The organism is Prochlorococcus marinus XMU1419, from assembly GCF_017695955.1.
Lineage (GTDB): Bacteria > Cyanobacteriota > Cyanobacteriia > PCC-6307 > Cyanobiaceae > Prochlorococcus_A > Prochlorococcus_A marinus_AD.
The window spans coordinates 19098-38030 of record NZ_JAAORO010000001.1 but is presented as its reverse complement, the minus strand read 5'-3'; the positions used below and the strand labels follow the sequence as shown (position 1 = coordinate 38030).

The 18933-nt window shown below is 31.7% G+C and carries 22 protein-coding genes; 11 read left to right on the top strand and 11 right to left on the bottom strand.

Features of this window, described 5'->3' with window-relative positions; all coding sequences use genetic code 11:
- Positions 1 to 106: 106 nt before the first annotated feature.
- The 4 genes from HA151_RS00190 to cbiD all read right to left on the bottom strand — a co-directional run bounded on the left by HA151_RS00190 (position 107) and on the right by cbiD (position 4336).
- Positions 107 to 715 carry a hypothetical protein gene (locus tag HA151_RS00190; RefSeq protein ID WP_209105571.1) on the bottom strand — a complete coding sequence of 203 codons (609 nt, stop codon included), beginning with the start codon at positions 713 to 715 and terminating at the stop codon, positions 107 to 109.
- Positions 716 to 796: 81 nt separating this feature from the next.
- The gene (locus HA151_RS00185) at positions 797 to 1510 is read right to left on the bottom strand and encodes a PD-(D/E)XK nuclease family protein (RefSeq protein ID WP_209106111.1); all 714 of its coding nucleotides are present in this window, start codon (positions 1508 to 1510) and stop codon (positions 797 to 799) included.
- A gap of 72 nt (positions 1511 to 1582) precedes the next feature.
- Positions 1583 to 3169, bottom strand: coding sequence for a glutamine-hydrolyzing GMP synthase (gene guaA, locus HA151_RS00180; RefSeq protein ID WP_209105570.1), 1587 nt, complete (start codon positions 3167 to 3169; stop codon positions 1583 to 1585).
- A gap of 42 nt (positions 3170 to 3211) precedes the next feature.
- A complete protein-coding gene (gene cbiD, locus HA151_RS00175; RefSeq protein WP_209105569.1) occupies positions 3212 to 4336 on the bottom strand; it encodes a cobalt-precorrin-5B (C(1))-methyltransferase CbiD in 1125 nt (374 codons plus the stop codon).
- A gap of 87 nt (positions 4337 to 4423) precedes the next feature.
- On the opposite strand from cbiD, the gene HA151_RS00170 reads away from it, so the two are divergent.
- Positions 4424 to 5560 carry a pyridoxal-phosphate-dependent aminotransferase family protein gene (locus HA151_RS00170; protein WP_209106110.1) on the top strand — a complete coding sequence of 379 codons (1137 nt, stop codon included), beginning with the start codon at positions 4424 to 4426 and terminating at the stop codon, positions 5558 to 5560.
- 1 nt (position 5561) lies between these two features.
- Here the strand turns inward: HA151_RS00170 and HA151_RS00165 are convergent, their stop codons facing one another.
- On the bottom strand, positions 5562 to 5759 hold the full coding sequence (locus HA151_RS00165) for a hypothetical protein (RefSeq protein ID WP_209105568.1): 198 nt from the start codon (positions 5757 to 5759) through the stop codon (positions 5562 to 5564).
- A 130-nt stretch (positions 5760 to 5889) separates the two neighbouring features.
- Here HA151_RS00165 and HA151_RS00160 point away from each other — a divergent pair, with 130 nt between their 5' ends.
- The 5 genes from HA151_RS00160 to pdxA all read left to right on the top strand — a co-directional run bounded on the left by HA151_RS00160 (position 5890) and on the right by pdxA (position 9619).
- Positions 5890 to 6402 (top strand): AbrB family transcriptional regulator, encoded by a 513-nt coding sequence (locus tag HA151_RS00160; protein ID WP_209105567.1) that lies wholly within the window; start codon positions 5890 to 5892, stop codon positions 6400 to 6402.
- Between the two features lie 56 nt (positions 6403 to 6458).
- The gene (locus HA151_RS00155) at positions 6459 to 6860 is read left to right on the top strand and encodes a DUF6554 family protein (protein ID WP_209105566.1); all 402 of its coding nucleotides are present in this window, start codon (positions 6459 to 6461) and stop codon (positions 6858 to 6860) included.
- A gap of 163 nt (positions 6861 to 7023) precedes the next feature.
- The gene (locus tag HA151_RS00150) at positions 7024 to 7425 is read left to right on the top strand and encodes an HNH endonuclease (RefSeq protein ID WP_209105565.1); all 402 of its coding nucleotides are present in this window, start codon (positions 7024 to 7026) and stop codon (positions 7423 to 7425) included.
- A 263-nt stretch (positions 7426 to 7688) separates the two neighbouring features.
- Positions 7689 to 8567: an NAD-dependent epimerase/dehydratase family protein gene (locus HA151_RS00145; RefSeq protein ID WP_209105564.1), complete on the top strand. Its 879-nt coding sequence runs from the start codon at positions 7689 to 7691 to the stop codon at positions 8565 to 8567.
- A 17-nt stretch (positions 8568 to 8584) separates the two neighbouring features.
- A complete protein-coding gene (gene pdxA, locus HA151_RS00140; protein ID WP_209105563.1) occupies positions 8585 to 9619 on the top strand; it encodes a 4-hydroxythreonine-4-phosphate dehydrogenase PdxA in 1035 nt (344 codons plus the stop codon).
- On the opposite strand, the gene accB is transcribed toward pdxA, so the two are convergent.
- Positions 9596 to 10102 (bottom strand): acetyl-CoA carboxylase biotin carboxyl carrier protein, encoded by a 507-nt coding sequence (gene accB, locus HA151_RS00135; protein WP_209105562.1) that lies wholly within the window; start codon positions 10100 to 10102, stop codon positions 9596 to 9598. The two genes, pdxA and accB, sit on opposite strands and share 24 nt — an antisense overlap.
- On the bottom strand, positions 10102 to 10662 hold the full coding sequence (gene efp / locus HA151_RS00130; protein WP_209105561.1) for an elongation factor P: 561 nt from the start codon (positions 10660 to 10662) through the stop codon (positions 10102 to 10104). The genes accB and efp overlap by 1 nt, the downstream gene beginning before the upstream one ends.
- A 43-nt stretch (positions 10663 to 10705) precedes the next feature.
- Between efp and HA151_RS00125 the strand changes: the two genes are divergently transcribed.
- Both HA151_RS00125 and thiL read left to right on the top strand, forming a co-directional pair.
- Positions 10706 to 11797: a peptidylprolyl isomerase gene (locus HA151_RS00125; RefSeq protein WP_209105560.1), complete on the top strand. Its 1092-nt coding sequence runs from the start codon at positions 10706 to 10708 to the stop codon at positions 11795 to 11797.
- Entirely contained in the window at positions 11790 to 12776 is a 987-nt protein-coding gene (thiL, locus tag HA151_RS00120; protein WP_209105559.1) for a thiamine-phosphate kinase, read from the top strand. Before HA151_RS00125 ends, thiL begins: the two co-directional genes overlap by 8 nt.
- On the opposite strand, the gene gap is transcribed toward thiL, so the two are convergent.
- Positions 12777 to 13799 carry a type I glyceraldehyde-3-phosphate dehydrogenase gene (gene gap / locus HA151_RS00115; protein WP_209105558.1) on the bottom strand — a complete coding sequence of 341 codons (1023 nt, stop codon included), beginning with the start codon at positions 13797 to 13799 and terminating at the stop codon, positions 12777 to 12779. It abuts the gene before it with no gap.
- A gap of 194 nt (positions 13800 to 13993) precedes the next feature.
- Here gap and murC point away from each other — a divergent pair, with 194 nt between their 5' ends.
- From murC to HA151_RS00100, 3 genes are read left to right on the top strand one after another with little or no spacing between them, the layout of a single operon-like run.
- Entirely contained in the window at positions 13994 to 15403 is a 1410-nt protein-coding gene (gene murC / locus HA151_RS00110) for a UDP-N-acetylmuramate--L-alanine ligase (protein WP_209105557.1), read from the top strand.
- Positions 15404 to 15419: 16 nt separating this feature from the next.
- Complete coding sequence (gene murB, locus HA151_RS00105; protein WP_209105556.1) at positions 15420 to 16313, top strand: UDP-N-acetylmuramate dehydrogenase; 894 nt, start codon at positions 15420 to 15422, stop codon at positions 16311 to 16313.
- Positions 16314 to 16331: 18 nt separating this feature from the next.
- Positions 16332 to 16682: a YbaB/EbfC family nucleoid-associated protein gene (locus HA151_RS00100; protein WP_209039190.1), complete on the top strand. Its 351-nt coding sequence runs from the start codon at positions 16332 to 16334 to the stop codon at positions 16680 to 16682.
- On the opposite strand, the gene rsgA is transcribed toward HA151_RS00100, so the two are convergent.
- From rsgA to dnaJ, 3 genes are read right to left on the bottom strand one after another with little or no spacing between them, the layout of a single operon-like run.
- A complete protein-coding gene (rsgA, locus tag HA151_RS00095; protein ID WP_209105555.1) occupies positions 16648 to 17565 on the bottom strand; it encodes a ribosome small subunit-dependent GTPase A in 918 nt (305 codons plus the stop codon). The genes HA151_RS00100 and rsgA overlap by 35 nt on opposite strands.
- Entirely contained in the window at positions 17555 to 17785 is a 231-nt protein-coding gene (locus HA151_RS00090; RefSeq protein ID WP_209105554.1) for a sulfurtransferase TusA family protein, read from the bottom strand. Before HA151_RS00090 ends, rsgA begins: the two co-directional genes overlap by 11 nt.
- On the bottom strand, positions 17785 to 18906 hold the full coding sequence (dnaJ, locus tag HA151_RS00085) for a molecular chaperone DnaJ (protein WP_209105553.1): 1122 nt from the start codon (positions 18904 to 18906) through the stop codon (positions 17785 to 17787). The genes HA151_RS00090 and dnaJ overlap by 1 nt, the downstream gene beginning before the upstream one ends.
- Positions 18907 to 18933 lie beyond the last annotated feature (27 nt).

Genomic DNA, 18933 nt, shown 5'->3' with positions numbered 1-18933 from the left:
AATTTTATTTTTAAGATTAATTGTTTATTTCATCTTAATTCTAAATAAAAAAATTTATTTTTTCAAAAAAATATTAAGTACCATACTGAGAAACATAGCAGAGAAATTAATTTATTTGATCTAAGTTTTGTTCAAAATAAGGATTACAACTATTTTTAGATATCCCTAGAGTCCAGCCAATGAATGATGATATGAATATAGTAACTATTAATGGCAGAATAGCTTGTTGTGTATTTTCAAGACTGAACCATTCCTTCCAGCTACTAAAAAACCTTTCTCTTTGAAATTTTCTTTTTTCATTTTCTAATAATTTTGCTTTTTTGGCGAAGGATTTTGTAACCCACTTTTCAAATGGTATTTTTTTTATTATCGTCATTTTTCTCTCAACCTCTAATAAATGCCCGGAATTAAGATAAGGGTGAAACGTACTTATCAATTCAAGAGTTTTTAAAAACATCTCTACAGTCCCATCTTTTATGAGCTTTTGCTCATGACTTAAATCAGCCCACTCTATTTCCGGATAAAAACGATTCCTATTAGGTTGAATTTGAGCCTCTGACATTTGACCAGGTTCTCTCAGCCATCTATTTGTATTTTCATCAAACCTCCGCCAATACAAAAAAGGATTGATAAAAATTGTTTTACCAGATATTTTTACTACATCTTTTTGAAGATGATTAGTTATCTTTTTTTCAGTTTCTTTAGAATTTATCAAAAGCCAAAATTTTATAATCTAATTAAAGGTTATCTTTTATTTACTAATTTTCCAGGAATATCAGATAATTTTTTATGAGTACTAAGTTACTGATAACTGCCAACGCTTTTTTAAATAATTACAGTATTCACAATTTAATGAAGGTTTAGGGAAAATTTCTGACCGTAATAAATTTACAGTATCTATAATCTTATTCTCTACCCATGATGTAGAACAATCTAATCTAATTAAATGCACATCAAAATTTAATTGATTATTAAATAGCTCTTCATTTTTCTTTCCATTAAAGTACAAAAGATAAGCTTCCTTAGCAACTTGAAAACCATTTTTTTTAAATAACCACTGATACATTTCCAATTGCCTCTTATAAGCTTTTGCATATTCGTATTTATTAAAAGTTTCAGACCAATCAAAATTATTTCTAGAAGTTGCTTTTACATCAATAATGATAAGATCACCATTCTTTTTCTGCCAAATATCATCGACAGCTCCACCAAAATCATAATTATGTTCAATTGACTTATATCTAATCCCTTGAAAATTACTTCTCCAACGTTCTAAATCTTCGTGTTTAAAAGGAACAGCATCAATACCATGTTCAATAAACAATGGATGTGGTTTCTGAATGCTTCTGTAGTAATCAAATTCATTTTTACATAAATTATCTACAGCTATATTTAGAGTAAATGGTAATGATGGAGGTTTTATTTGATATTTTTTATCAAGTACACAACATCTTGGACAACTAAGGTATTTCTCAACAGTAGAACGACTTAATTTAATAATCTGGCTCATTGCATTTTTATTGTCATTAAAAAATTTGTTCAAAAAATTAAAAGACTTTAATTTTTTAGAACATTTCTTAAATTACTCCCACTCAATAGTTCCAGGGGGTTTACTTGTAATATCGTAAACGACTCTATTAACTAAAACTACTTCATTTACGATTCTATTTGAAATTCTTTCCAAAATCTCCAAAGGAATTTTTGACCAGTCTGCTGTCATTCCGTCTTCACTAGATACACAACGTAAAACTATTGGCCAGGCATAAGTTCTTTTATCACCCATAACACCAACAGTTTTAACTGGTAACAATACTGCGAAAGCTTGCCAAATATCATCATATAGACCTGCTTTTTTAATTTCGTCTCTCACTATCCAGTCTGCATCTCTTAGACAATCAAGTTTTTCATTAGTCACTTCTCCCAAAATTCTTATTGCTAAACCTGGGCCTGGAAATGGATGCCTTTTTATGATTTCATCCGGCAAACCTAAAGCAGCTCCTAATTTTCGAACTTCATCTTTAAAAAGTTTTCTTAATGGCTCAACTAATTTAAACTGTAAATCTTTTGGTAATCCGCCAACATTATGATGACTCTTTATTTTTACGGCTATTCTCTCCCCTGTATTAGGGTCAACATTAGTACCAGCACTTTCAATTACATCAGGATAAAGAGTACCTTGCGCTAAGTACTGAAAAGGTCCCAGCTTGTTACTTTCTTCTTCAAAAACTCTTATAAATTCTCCACCAATAATTTTCCTTTTTTGTTCCGGATCAGTAATCCCTTTTAATTTTGCAATAAACCTTTCCCTAGCATTAATGTATTCAACTTTTATATGAAATTTTTTATCAAAAAAATTCATTAAAAACTCAGGTTCACCTTTTCTCATGAAACCTTGGTCTATAAACATGCATGTTAACTGATTTCCAATTGCTTTATTAAGCAAGAAGGCAAGGGTTGAAGAATCAACTCCTCCTGACAAGGCAAGCAGAACTTTCTTATTGCCAACTTGTTCTCTTATCCTAGGAATCGTCTCCTCTAAAAAAGTTTCGGTTGTCCAATCAGCTGCACAACAAGAAATATTATGAACAAAATTTTTAATTACTGTCATTCCAAACTCTGAATGAACCACTTCAGGATGGAATTGTACCCCAAATAATTTCTTATTATCATGTGAAATTGCTGCATGGACTGTATTCTCCGTATGAGCAATTTTATTAAATCCGTCAGGCAAACAATTAATTGAATCCCCATGACTCATCCACATTATAGATTTATCTACTACGTTAGAAAGAAGGTCACATTCTAGATCAATATTTATTGGTGCTTTACCGTACTCAGCTTTTTTAGTGGCTGAAGTTACAGATCCTCCAAGTTCTTTGACTATTAGTTGCATTCCATAGCAAATGCCAAGAATAGGAATTCCTAAATCAAAAATTTTTTTATCACATTTAGGAGCATTTTGAGCATATACAGAATTAGGACCTCCACTCAAAATTATGCCCTTAGGATTAATATCTTGAATATCCTCAATTGAAATATAGTTACTAACAACAAGTGAAAAAACATTAATTTCTCGAATCCTTCTAGCAATCAATTCAGAATATTGAGATCCGAAATCTAAAATTAATATTGAAGGCTCTCGTTCTTTTTTTAATGATTTTTGACTCATGTATAAAAGTTAGCTCAATTTTTTTACAAAAGCAGAATCAATTTAAAATTTATTGGATTGAAAATAAGAAATATAATCACTACCTATAGTTCCAGTCCACCTTATTTCCCTTTTTCTATCAAAAATAATTGCTGCAATTTCCATATCAGTTTTAACATACCTATTAACATATGCAAAAGAACGCTTCTCAATCGTATTTGATAAGTGTTTGAATAATTTTTCAGCTGTAGATTTATCAAATCTTTCAAGAAGTAATAAGGCATCTTCAAGAGTATTTAAATAAGATAATTTAACTACGATTTCAGGTGGTACTTTTTCTTGAACAGCTAAATAAACAAGAATTTCAATTCTTCCATCAGCTAAATGATTATGTGTATGAAAAATGCCGCCTGCTAATTTTATTAATTTCCCATGATAACCAAAAAGGATTACAGTTTTTACATTTTTTATTGCAGCATCAACTATTAATGGCCCTATCCAATTACCAACCTTTATAATTGGCAAATTAACATTACAAGTTTTTGCTAAATTTAAGCCATTTTCACCAATAACAAAAACAACCTTTCCTTTAAAATCATTTTTCATTAATTTTGATAGCTTTGTTTTAGCTTCTTCTAATTGATCAGGTGAAGCACTCGAATAAGTCTCAGCAGAAGTACCAATAATAGATAACCCGGCTACAATACCAAATGACTTATTACTGGTTCTTTCAGCTAGAAACTCCCCTTTTGGAAAAATTATTTCTAAATTTAAATAAAAACCCGCGGGAATAATTTCCAATAAATTTTCATATAAAAGTTCTTTAGCAAAATCAGAAATACATATTTCTGAAGTATTTTCTTTGATACCAACACCAGATCCTGGAATAATGTTTATTGGATTTGTTTGAACAGGATTATTCAAAGAAATTTTTTCTAAAGAAGCTATTGTCCATATTTCTAAATTCTGTGTAATGTCAAGATCTAAACCAGACTTTGCAAATGAAATTCCTAACGCATGCGAGTCATCTTTGAACAGACCAACAGAATGAATTTCTATTTTGATTCTTTTTTCTTCATTAGGAATTTTTATTAATTCATAATTTTCAAAAGAAGACCCTACAAGTTTTTTTAATGCTGCCTTTGCAGACCCGGCAACCCATAGAGGTAAAGAAAATCCTTTTTTCAAATCAAGTAATTGAAAAATATATAATGAGAACTAATCTAAGAATGACCTATTTAATAAAAAGTGGCCATACAACAAAAATTATCATTGATGATTCCTGGGCCCACACCAGTTCCAGAAAAAGTTTTACAAGCATTAAGCAAGCATCCTATTGGCCATCGAAGTAAGGAATTTCAAGAGTTGGTAGAAATTACCACTAAAAATTTACAATGGCTTCATCAAACTCAAAATGATATTCTCACAATTACTGGAAGCGGAACTGCCGCTATGGAAGCTGGAATAATTAATACTTTAAGTAAAGGTGACAAAGTAATTTGTGGAGAAAATGGAAAATTTGGTGAAAGATGGGTAAAAGTAGCTAAAACATTTGGATTAGAGGTAATAAAAATTAATTCGGAATGGGGTACTGCCCTTAATCCAGATGAATTCAAAAAAATATTAGAAGAGGATAAACAAAAAGAAATAAAAGCCGTCATATTAACCCACTCTGAAACCTCAACAGGTGTAATTAATGATCTAAAAACTATTAGCTCATATATTAAAGAACACAAAAAAGCATTATCTATTGTTGACTGCGTCACAAGTCTTGGGGCCTGCAATGTACCAATAGATGAGTGGCAACTAGATATCGTTGCTTCAGGATCACAAAAAGGATATATGATTCCCCCAGGCCTAAGTTTTATATCAATGAGCGAAAAAGCATGGGCAGCTACAGAAGAATCTAATTTACCTAAATTTTATTTAGATTTAAAATCATACAAAAAAAGTCTTCTAAGTAATAGCAACCCATATACTCCAGCAGTTAATTTATTTTTTGCTTTAGATGAAGCTTTAAAAATGATGCGAGATGAGGGCTTAGAAAACATTTTTCTCAGACATAATAGGCACAAATTGGCAATGAGCACAGCCATGAAAGCTTTAAATCTCAAATTATTTGCTGATGAGAATTATTTAAGTCCTTCAATTACTGCGATAAAAACTGGAGAAATGGATGCTGAAGAATTCAGAAAGTTAATAAAAAGTAAGTTTGATATTTTACTTGCTGGTGGTCAAGATCATTTGAAAGGAAAAATATTTAGAGTTGGTCACTTGGGCTATGTAAACGATAGAGATATAATTACTGTCATTTCTGCTATCAGCTATGTTCTTCTTGAGCTTGGCAAGATAACAACACAACAAGCAGGCGATGCATTAATGTTGGCAACTAATTGTCTTGAATCAAAATAAGTTAAGTTCCTGGCTCCTCAACATTTCCACCTAATTCGACAATTTTTTTTCTTAGAGAAATTGATTTTTTTTCATCCCCCTTAGTTTGAGCAATTGCAAGAGCAAACTCTAATTTTTCTAGCTGATGGCCCCCCTCGAAAAAAGATAGTTTTTTCTTTATACGGCTTTTATTAGCTCTGTATGAAATCTGTGAAGACATAAAATTCACCCTTTTATAATATTATGCCAATAAAAGGGGTCATTATGGGAGGGTTGGAGAAATATAATTCGACTATCAACCCAAGAAAAAAAAATTTTTTCTAATATTATTCCGAACTCCTTTAAATTTTATGCCAAACATTAATCTAATCTATTATCTAATTGCTGGTGGAATCTTTGGAACTTTAGCCCTCAAAACGGGTATTCCTGCAGCTCCACTTGCAGGAGCTTTATTAGGCGCAAGTTTACTGAGCATCAGTGGCAAAGTGGATATTGCAGAGTGGCCTACTGGAACAAGAACAATATTAGAGATTGGCATCGGGACAGTAATTGGAACATCGTTAACTAAAGACTCTTTAATTGATCTTCAAAGCTTGTGGAGGCCTGCGATATTGATAACCTTTACTTTAGTTATTACGGGGTTAGCAATTGGATTATGGACAAGCAGATTACTTAATATAGATGTGATTACAACTATTCTTGGGGCCGCACCTGGAGGTATAAGCGGGATGAGTCTTGTAGGTTCAGAATATGGAGTTGGTGCTGCAGTCGCAACTCTGCACGCAGTAAGGTTAATTACTGTGCTTTTAATTCTTCCTCTTGTAGTGAAGTGTTTAAACTTATTTGGAATAATAAAATCTTAAATTTCTATAGACATATTGTTAATAAAAGATATTTTTAAATAGAAGAAAAAAGTTTAATGCAAAGATTAAAGCAGAAAAAACTGATATTTATAACTTTAGGTATATTTACACCTTTAGCTTTTACAACATCAAAAGTTCATGCAGGCTCATTTGGAGCTGAAATTTTTTGCAGCATGCGAGACAGCGGAAATGACCATAGAAGTAGCTGGGAAGCTGCTTATACCTATATCAAAAAACAAAGAGGAGGAATTTTTAAAGTCTCACCTAGGCAAGCAGCATCGCAAATCACTGAAACAGTTATTAGAGAACGAGAAAAATTTAGTTACTGTATTGAATACTTAGATAATTTACATCCTGATAGGAAACTACAAAGAGAGTTACAAAAAGAAAAAAAAAGAAAAGAAAAAGAATCTAATGAAGAATTTTCAGAAGAAACCCTTGAAAGATATAGCTATTAAAAAATATTAAGTTAGAACGATTAAATAGATTTTTCAACACACTTTATTTTGTATCTATCAACACTAAATTATAGTTTTGCACTCAAATTCAGCCTAAAACATAATAAATAAATATTGACTTTTGATATATTCAAGCCATTATTTATTTAATTAAAAAATCTGAATGCATACTAATGATGCGGTGTTTCTAGAGGATTTATGTCCTAAGTTCAGATTGAGACAATGGCGAAAGTCTATTCATAGATTTACAGGAAAAAGTTGTATATATTGCGGAAAGCCATCAGAATCTATTGATCACGTATTACCACGAAGCCAAGGCGGCTTAAGCACAACAGAAAACTGTGTGCCTGCATGTCTCTCATGTAACGGGGATAAATCAGATGAAAATGCTTTGTATTGGTATAGAAGACAAAAATTTTATGATCCTCGCAGAGCAATGGCTATTAGAGCTTGGTTGGAAGGTGATCTAAGATTAGCAATAAGATTACTGCAATGGGCAAATCCTAATTTTAATACAAATAATATAAATTACAAAAAAAAAGATTCAACATATAAAGCAGCTTGACTACCAAACATTACAAATATTTTTAGAGTTATAGCTCTCACATAACTTTTCCAAATCTCTTGGCGATTCTGGGAATATTAAAATTGTCGAAAATGAAATGAGAATGACAAAAAATTTTTGGTAGAATCTATAACTAACAAAACTGGCTTCTTTTTCTATCGGACGCAAATAACTTTTGTTAATGCAGAAAGTTTTTGATTTTAAATCAGGCCTAACAACTGTTTTCATCATTATATAATACATATGTACTATCCTAGCGTCACATGAAAAATCCCGCAAGCTCACTAAATAATAAAAATAAATTTTTAATCTTAGGGTGTGGGTTTAGCGGTAGTTTCTTTGCAAAAAAAATAAGGCAATTAGGTTGTACAGCCTTAACAAGTTCGAGATCTGAAAAAAATGATCCAAATAGTTTCGTTTTTAACAGTGAAAACGGTATGATCCCTAATAAAAAAATTTTTGATGGAGTTACACATATTCTTAGTTGCATACCTCCGGACAACAATGGTAAAGATCCAGTTTTAGAAAGTCTTAGACATAAGCTCAAAAGTTTATCACTTGAATGGGTTGGGTATTTATCTACCACAGGAGTATATGGGAACACAAAAGGTGAATGGGTTTCTGAAATTGATCAACCTAACCCTTTTCAAAAAAGGAGTCATAAGAGGTTAAATTGTGAAAAAGAATGGATTGAATCAGGTTTACCCGTACAAATTTTTAGGCTACCGGGTATCTATGGCCCTGGAAGATCCACCTTTGAAGCAATAAAAAATAAAAAAATACGCGTTATCTCAAAAAAAAATCAGGTATTTTCAAGGATTCATGTAGCCGATATTGCAAATGCAATTATCTATTTATTAAAAAATAAGAATTCTTTAAAGTTTTACCAGATTATTAATATTGCAGATGATGAACCCTGCTCTCAAGTTGAAGTTATTCAATATTGCTACGATTTATTAGGTTTAAAAATGCCAAAGCCAATAATATTTGAGGATGCAAAAGAGGAATTATCACCTATCGCTAAATCTTTTTGGATGGAAAATAGAAGAGTTTCTAATAAACTTTTATGTGAAACACTTGGATATAAACTAATTTATAAAAACTATAAAATAGGTTTAAAGAATTGCTATTTGAATAGTTAAAAATAAAAAAACTTTTTATGGACTTTCAGAATACTAATAATAAATTAAAAATAGTTTTAAGCGTCGGAGATGAGTCTGGAATTGGGCCTGAAATAATCTTAAAGGCTCTTGGTTCTAATGAGATTCCCGAAAATACCGACTTTATTTTAGTTGGTTCAAAAAAGAATCTACAAAATACATATAAACACCTAAGAACATTAGGATTAAAAAACCTCGCAAATCCTGAAAATTTAAAAATTCATGATCTCGAAATTTCTTCATCTGACGAAAACGATAAATCAAGTTATGGTAATTCAAGTTTCTATTACTTAAAAAAAGCAATTGAAATTGTACAACAAAATCCTAATTCAGCACTTGTAACTGGACCAATTTGCAAGAAATCATGGTCCATTGCAGGTCATTTCTTCTCTGGTCAAACTGAAGTATTAGCAAAAATGTGTGGAGTTAAAAATGTTGGAATGTTATTTACAGCAAAATCACCAATTACAGGATGGAGATTCAATACTTTACTAGCTACAACCCATATAGCTCTTTGTGAGGTTCCAAAAAAATTAACAACAAAATTAATCCATTCAAAATTAGATCTTTTTAAAGATTTTTGTTGTACCTATAATGATAAACCTATTTTAAAAGTTGCCGGATTAAACCCTCATGCTGGCGAAGAGGGGGTTTTGGGTAATGAAGAACAAGATTGGCTCACTGATGCATTGATAGCTTGGAATGAGAGGAATAAAAATATTGAATTGTTAGGACCTTTATCTCCAGATAGTTGCTGGAATTCTTCCGCCAAAGCTTGGACAAATAAAGATTCCGAAAAACATGATGGCATTCTTGCCATGTATCATGATCAAGGTTTAATACCAATGAAAATTATAGCTTTTAATTACTCAGTAAATACCACAATAGGTTTACCTTTTATAAGAACATCTCCTGATCATGGAACGGGTTTTGATATTGCTGGCAAAGGAATAGCTCAATCTCAAAGCATGATTGAAGCTATAAAAGCTGCTGCAGAAATGACTAAAAATTCAAAACTGCTTAACACGCATTAAAACTTGGCCAAATTCAACTGGCGTTCCATTCTCAACGAGAATCTCAACTATTTCAGCATTAAATTCAGATTCAATTTCATTCATTAACTTCATAGCTTCCAAAATACATATAGTTTGACCGACATTAACTTTATTTCCTACTTCGACGAATGGATCCTCTCCGGGCGCTGCAGCCCTATAAAACGTTCCTACCATAGGCGAAGTGATTTCAGTGAGGCCTGAACGCCCAGGAGGGGCTACCTGTTGTACTTCAGGTTCGCTAACTATTGAAGCATTATCATTGATGGATTTTTGATTAACAATTTTTTGCTTATCAAACGAAGTATTAGAAACTAAATTATTAGTAACTTGGTTTTGATCAAATAAATTTCTTTTTATTTCTAGCTTAAAATCTTCTCCCTCAAGCGAGAATTCTTGAATATCGCTTGTAGAGATTTTCTCTATTAGGCGATTTAAGTCTTCATGATCTAATTTCATAGCCATTAATTTTCACGTCCAAGATAACTATCATTACGAGTGTCAACTTTAATCATTTCACCTACTGAAATAAATAAAGGAACCATAACTTGAGCACCTGTTTCTAGGATAGCTGGTTTCGTACCCCCACTAGCAGTATCACCTTTAACTCCAGGATCAGTCTCTGTTACTTTCAAAGTGATAGATATTGGAAGTTCTACCTCTAAAACTCTACCATTGTGGAAAATTACATTAACCTCCATTCCCTCTTTCAAATACTTAGCGCCTTTACCTATTTGTTCAGAGGAAAGTCTTGTCTCTTCAAAACTTGTCATATCCATAAAAACATAATCTTCAGACTCCACATAAGTATGTTGCAGGTTAGACTTCTCAAGGATAGCCTGTTGTACAGATTCTCCGGCTCGAAAAGTTTTTTCAACCACGTTGCCGCTTTGAACTGATTTTAATTTTGTTCGCACGAAAGCAGAACCCTTACCAGGCTTGACATGTAGAAATTCTACAACACGCCAAACTTGTCCATCTAATTCGATGGTGGTACCTGTGCGAAAATCGTTACTGGAAATCATTCCTGTATTAAATCCTCATGGATCATAAACCTGCAAGAGTGCTATGCAAAAATTCTTATCAAATCAGAACAAACTTTTATTAATTCTATTAATCATAATTTTTGAGGTTTTTCTCTTTAAACCGATTGAAGTACTGGCTGATTTGCCCACTGGAAATGCAGTAAAAGACCCTAGTGCAATCCTCAGGAACGCACTACCTATCAAGCAAGTTGAGTTACAAGAAATTCAACACAAATTGGAAGAAACTAGTGACCTTGTAAGAGGAGGAAGATGGCCCGCCCTTACGAAAACTGTTACAAAATGTCAATCTTTACTAAAAAAATACCAAAGCCGGATTATTCAAGAATTACCAAACGATAATAAGAAAATTGCTGAACAAACATTTTTAGAACTAAAAGAAAATTTTGATAGTCTTCAAGAATATTCAAAATCAAAGGATAAATACTCATTTATAGCGACCCGCAGAAATGCTTTAGATAAAATAGGTGGATTAGAAGAATATTTTCTGCCAAATGAATTTCCCTACGCTATTCCCAAGGAGTTTGATAATTTACCAAGATTACTGGGCAGAGCAAAAGTCAATATAAAGACCTCCAAAGGAGATATGCAAGCTATTGTGGATGGATTCAACGCTCCACTTACAGCGGGAGCATTTGTAGATTTAGCTTCAAAAAACTTCTACAAAGATTTACCTATTAACAGAGCAGAAGAATTTTTTGTATTGCAAACAGGTGATCCTATTGGTGAAGCTATTGGATATATAGATCCTGAAACAAACGAAGAACGTCACGTTCCATTAGAAATTAGAATTCCTGATCAAAAAGATACTTTTTATAATCAAACTTTTGAAGATTTAGGTCTGTACACAGAGACCCCAACATTACCTTTTGCAACACTTGGCACTCTAGGATGGTCCCATTCCAATACCTCAGTTGATGATGGCTCATCGCAATTTTTCTTCTTTTTATATGAAGCAGAATTAAATCCTGCAGGTCGAAATTTAATTGACGGGAGGAATGCTGCCTTTGGTTACGTCATAGATGGATTTGATGTACTAGAACAGCTTAGTAAAGATGACACAATAATCTCAGTTGATGTTTTAGAAGGGATTGAAAATCTCAAATTAAATGCATAAAGAAGTACTAAAAGACATAGGGGAAAAAGAATTAATAAAAAGGCTAGAAAAATTTATGCCTAAAAATCAAATTTCAGATGATTGCGCTTTAATCAAAACTAAAAAAGAAAATTTACTTGTTAATACTGATTCTTTGGTAGAAAATGTTCATTTCAATGACAATACAATTTGCTCTCAAGACCTTGGATGGAAAGCTGTTGTTTGCAACATCTCTGACTTATTATCCAGCGGAAGCAAAAAAACTATAGGCATTACAATAAGTCTAATTCTGCCTGCTAGAACTGAGTGGATTTGGGTTGAAGAATTATACATAGGAATAAATAAAGCATTAAAAAAATATGGCGGGGTGATTCTTGGGGGAGATTGCTCAAAAGGAGATAAAAAAATTATTTCAATTACAGCTTTTGGGATTCAAGGTGAACTTGAATTACGAAGAAATGCTTGTAAACCAGGAGATATTATCTTAACCACAGGAATTCATGGACTTAGCAAACTAGGATTTTTGATACAAAATAAAATTAATTTCGATAACAATGTTTCTCTTAATAAAAGATTAATCAGTAAATCTATTAAACATTTTTGTCGCCCTCAAGTTTACCCAAATTTTCTAAAAAATCTCCTAAAAACTCGATCCAATAAAAAAATAAAGAGAATAGGATGTACCGATAGTAGCGATGGTCTTTTTCAAGCTATACAAGATTTAACAGTAGCTAGTAACTGTAAAGCAATAATGAATTATGAAAAAATACCCAAAGATAAAGATTGGCCCCAAGGAGATAAATGGGATGAGTATTATTTTTTTGGAGGTGAAGATTACGAGTTAGTTTTCTCATTACCCAAAAAATGGGCCAATAATTTATCTAAATTAGATAAAAGCATTTACGCAATCGGTTATCTTGCTAAAGGTGTACCATCAATAGAATTTAAAGATAAAAGTAAAAATAAATTATTGAAGAAGACTCCTTATAAGCACTTTTAATTATTCCCAATTTTTAGCAACAATCTCTGCTAGATCAACAACCCTTTGACTATAGCCCCACTCGTTATCATACCAAGCAAGGACTTTAACAAGATTATCACCAATACACATAGTGAGGTCGCTGTCTACAATTGATGATTCGTTAGTACCTGCATAATCGCTTGACACTAATGGTTCATCTCCATACTTAATAATGCCTTTCATTGAACCTAAAGATGCTTCCTTAAGAGCATTATTGACTTCTTCGGTTGTGACAGACTTAGAAGATTCAAAAACGAAATCTACTGCTGAAACATTAGGAGTTGGGACTCTCATTGCAATTCCTGTTAATTTGCCTTTCATTTCTGGATACACAAGTGCTACTGCTTTTGCAGCACCTGTAGAAGTAGGAACGATATTTGTAGCAGCAGCTCTAGCCCTTCTTAAATCTCTATGACTATTATCTAGAATTCTTTGGTCGCCTGTATAACTATGTATTGTGGTCATCAAACCTTTGTTAATACCAAAAGTTTGGTCTAAAACTTTTACAACTGGAGCTAAACAGTTTGTTGTACAACTTGCATTACTCAAAATATCATAATCTTTATGTTTATATGTATCAGCATTAACTCCAACTACATAAGTACCAACCCCATCGCCTTTACCAGGAGCAGTTAAAATTACCTTTTTTGCTCCAACTTCTAAGTGCTTACTTGCACCTACATCTGTATTAAAAACTCCAGTAGATTCAATAACCAAATCTACACCCCAGTCTTTCCAAGGAAGATTAAGTGGGTTCCTATCAGAGAAACACTTAATTGTCTTGTTATTAATTACAAAAGTGTCATCAGTATATTGAATATCAACACCATCAAGTTGCCCAAGGACTGAGTCGTACTTTAATAGATGAGCATTAGTCTTGGGATCAGAGGTAACATTAATTCCTACTACTTCAATATTGGTGTAAGCCCCTCTACTAAGCCAACAACGCATAAAGTTTCGACCAATTCTGCCAAAGCCGTTAATTGCAACACGCAAAGTCATAACTAATAATTTCTAAATGATTAACCTAAGTTGCTGATCATACTGAATTTTGTGCAATAACGTAAGGTTTTTTTGATTTATTAAGCAAATAAGTCTAGTTTTGTATTAATTCAAGGAGAAAAAACTTTTTTTTTTTTAAAAAAAATAGCAAAATTTTACCTAGAAGTTATTTTAATTTAAGTAAAAGATACACATTGGATAAAGAATTAATGTTGAAAAGTCATTTTCATTTTATTGGGATCGGAGGTATTGGAATGTCAGCATTAGCAATGGGTTTACTTAAAAAAGGTTGTTCAGTTTCAGGCTCTGATCTAGTGAAAAACAATGAAACTAATAAATTAGAACAATTAGGTGCAGTAATCTTTACTTCTCAAGCTCGACAAAATATTGAATTTGTAATTTCAAAATTTACCAACAAATTGATTTATTTTGTTGTAAGCTCCGCAATCAAACAAGAAAATGAAGAATTTTCATACTGCAGAGAAAAAAAATTTTTAATAAAACATCGTTCAGAAATACTGTCAATGCTAATGCAAACTTATATCTCATTGGCAGTAGCAGGCAGTCATGGAAAAACTTCAACCAGTACATTTCTCTCAACACTTCTTGAGTTATGTACAGAAAATTGTTCTTCAATAACAGGAGGTATAATTCCTATCTACAACTCTAATTGTCATTTGGAAGATACAAAATTCTTAGTAGCTGAAGTTGATGAATCTGATGGGACAATTAATAAATATAAACCTGATATTGGAATAATTAATAACATTGACTTTGATCATTGCGATCATTTTTCTGATTTAGGTAAAGTTATATCTTCTTTTAAAGAATTCGCTGCAAACTCAAAAAAATTATTACTTAATTTTGACTGTGTTACCACGAGAAATAATTTTTATTCTGATATTAAGTGGTCAAACACAACAGCAAAAAACGTTGATTATGCCATAATCCCTACTGAGATTTCCGAAAGTCACACGGTTGGGGAGTATTTTGAAAATGGAAATTTCATTAGTAATTTAAATATTCCAATTCCAGGACTACACAACTTATCTAATATCACCGCCGCAATTGCAGCTTCAAGAATGATAGGTGTAGATTTTATAGAAATTAAGAAAAATATTAAATACCTCAAACTACCAAAAAAAAGATTTGAATTCAGGGGCAAAATAGATGGAAGAAGCTTTTATGATGACTATGCACATCACCCAAACGAAATAAAAGAAACAATTAAATTAGGAAGACTATTTGTTAAGCAAACACTCAATAATGAATTTCAAAAAAGTAGATTAATAGCCATATTTCAACCTCACAGATATTCTAGAGTCAAACAATTTGCTAAAGATTTTGCTGAAGAATTATCAAAAGCAGATGTTATTTATTTAACTAGTATTTATTCTGCAGGAGAAGTAAACAAAGATAAAATTACTTCAAAAATTATTACCGATTTGATATATAAAAGAAACAAAAATGTTTGTTACTTAAATAATTATCATGAAATAGCAAAAAACTTTTACAAATTAACTCAAAAAGGAGATTTAATTTTGAATATGGGAGCTGGAAATTGTCATAATTTTTGGTCAATTTTAAAAAGAAAAGATAACTAAAATTTTTACTTAATTTATGAATAAAAAAATTTTTTCTGAAAACTGTAATCTAAGTAATCATACAACTATAAAAGTTGGTGGAATAGCTGAATATTTTGCTGAACCAAGAAATGTAAAAGAACTTTCTTATTTAATAAAATGGTGTAATTCCAGAAATAAAAGATGCCAAATAATTGGAGCAGGATCAAATCTTTTAATAAACAATATTTTCATTAAAGGTTTAGTTATATGTACAAAAAAAATGAAGTCATTAAAAATAGAAAAATATTCAGGAATTGTTGAAGCAGAAGCAGGTGTGATGCTCCCAACATTATCTAATTCTCTCGCTAAAAATGGATTGCAAGGAGGGGAATGGGCTGTCGGAATTCCAGGAACTTTGGGAGGAGCAATTTATATGAATGCCGGGACTGGTGATTTATCGTTAGCAAAAAATCTTATATCTGTAAAAGTTATAAATAATAAAACTCATGAAAAACTTGAAATTGACAAAAAAGATATCAATTTTGAGTATAGATCAAGCTCTTTTCAAAAAAATGATTTGGCAATTATTAGTGCAAAACTACATTTTGAACCTAATGGGAATCTCGATAAATTAATTCAAACAACCAAAAATAACCTTAAATTTAAAACAAAAACACAGCCATATCATTTACCAAGTTTTGGTAGCGTTTTTAAAAATCCTGAAAATAATTATGCAGCAAAAATAATTGATGATATGGGTTTAAAAGGTTTTAAAATTGGTGGTGCAGAAATTTCAACAATGCATTCAAATTTTATAGTTAACAATTCTTCAGCAAGTTCAAAAGATATTTATGAATTAATAACTGCAATTCAACAAAAAGTACTACAAAACAAAGGTATTTATTTGCAACCGGAAGTAAGAATGATTGGTTTTGACTATCCTAATTAAAGAAACTTTTTTTATCAAATGGCTGGTTTTGGACTTCCTAATTTTGGACAACTTACAGAAGCTTTTAAAAAAGCTAAACAAATTCAACAAGATGCTCAAAAATTGCAAGATGAACTGGAAAATATGGAAATTGAGGGTAAAAGTGATGATGAAATGGTAAAAGTCTGGATAAGTGGGAACCAAGTTCCCTTAAAGGTAGAAGTGCAAGACAATATTTTAAATTCAGATAAAGAAAAAATTGAGCAAAACATATTACAAGCCATTCAAAAAGCTCATGAATTATCTACCACCACTATGAAAGAAAGAATGAATGATTTAACTGGTGGATTAAATCTTAATCTTCCGGGTTTTGATAATAGTGACTCTTAGAAGACTCTATCATTTCTTTATAAAAAGGATATCTTTCAAAAGATTTGTTTAAATTACAGCCCTCATCATTCAAATGTAAGCAGTCCCGAAATTTACACCTAATTCCTTCATTAATTACTTGTTTATTTATTTCCGAAAAGAGATTTGGTAACAATCTGATATCAACCTCTAAAGGTTGCATATTAAAACCTGGTGTATCAACAATATAACTTTGATTAGATATGGAAAATAACTCAACATTTCGAGTAGTGTTTTTGCCCCTCTTAATTTTATTGGAAACTGGAGCAGTACTATTTTGAAGACCTGGAATTATCTTATTAAGCAAAGTAGTTTTACCAACTCCGGATGGGCCCATAAAAATCGAACACCTTTTTTTCTTTAACTGAGCTAATAAATCTTCAAAGTGATTAGATTTATGTAAATTTAAAGTAATTGCTTGATAACCCCATTTCTTAAATTTATCAAGTAAAAAAATCTGTTTTTTATCTGATATTAAATCACACTTTGTCAAAACTAATGAGACTTCTACCCCCATAGATTCTGCTGATATCAAAAACCTATTAACTTGAGATAAATTTAACTTTGGCTCTTCAACTGAAAAAGTTATGTAAATATTAGAAATATTTGCAACTGATGGTCTATTTAATAAATTTTGTCTTTTTTTTAGACTTGTTATTACTGCCCGTTTGCTTGTTAAATCAATATTATCAATTTCTACTTCATCTCCAACATAAATAAATTGATCTTTGAAATTTATAGATTTTCTTACCTTACATAAAAATCTTTCGCTATTTCCCAAGTTTTCTTTATTTTTTTGGTCAACAAGGAAAAATTCATTAAATTTTTTCGTAACTAAGCCTAAACTTTTAATATTAGTTTTCATTCAGAATTTTTATTTTTAAAAATTTTTCATGTTCTTTGATTTGTTCATACAAACATCCCATCTCTTTTAAATTTTTTAATACCATTTCTTCTGGTTCACCTTTATCTAATTCAACAATAAGTTGTTCATTTTTGGATAACTTATCTAAAGCCAATTTAATTTTTACGACATTTAAAGGACATGGAACAGATTTCAGATCCAAATACTTTAAAAAAGTCATTAAGATTCTTTACCAAATAATTTACTAAATAGTCCACTACTGGAATTGATATTTTTATCTGAATACTGAGAAGCTAAGCCCTCTAAAAGATTTCGCTCTTCATCAGTTATCCGAGTTGGCAATTTTACCTTTACTAGAACTTCATGATTTCCTCTGGCAACTGGATTACCAAGTCTAGGTACCCCTTTATTTTCAAGTGAAAGAGTTGTATTTGGTTGCGTACCACTTGGAATTTTTAAATTAACTTTGCCATCAACTGTCGTAATTTCAACAGTATCTCCTAAAATCGCCTGTAAATAACTCACAACTATTTCTGAATAAATAGTCACACCATCTCTTTTTAATTTCGAATCATTCTTTACCTTTATAAAAACATAAAGATCTCCAGATGGACCTCCCTTCAAACCAACATTTCCCTCTCCAGAAACTCTTAATTTAGTACCAGTATCAACTCCTGCAGGAATATTAATTCGTAATTTTTTTCTAACTTGCTTTACTCCATTACCGCCGCAACTTGTACATGGATCTGAGATTATTTGACCATTCCCATTACATGAAGGACATTCAGCTACTTGTGTGAAATTGCCAAATGGTGTTCTCGTAGCTCTTCTAACTTGTCCACTTCCTCCACAAGTTGTGCAAGTTTTTGGTCCGGTTCCCTGCTTGGCACCTGTTCCCCTACAGACTTCACATGTCTCAAGATGAGGAATTGTAATTTCTCTTTGTTGGCCAAATATTGCATCTTTAAAATCAACATTAAGGTCATATCTTAAATCATCTCCTTGTTGAGGACCTCTTCTTTGAGTTCTTCCTTGTGGAGTTTGCCCTCCAAAGCCATTAAAAAAGGTTTCAAATAAATCTGCAAAACCACCCATATCGCCCATGTCAGGCATTCCTGCTGAACCTCCAAGACCAGCCTCTCCAAACTGATCATATCTAGCTCTAGTTTCAGGATCAGCTAATGCTTCATAAGCTTTCCCAATTTCTTTAAATTTATCTTCAGCACCAGGTTCTTTATTAACGTCAGGATGATATTGTCTTGCTAATTTTCTATAAGCCCTTTTTAAGGTATCAGCATCAGCATCTCGTGAAACTCCAAGTATTTGATAAAAATCAGCCATTAAAGAACGCTCAAGTAAAAAATTTGG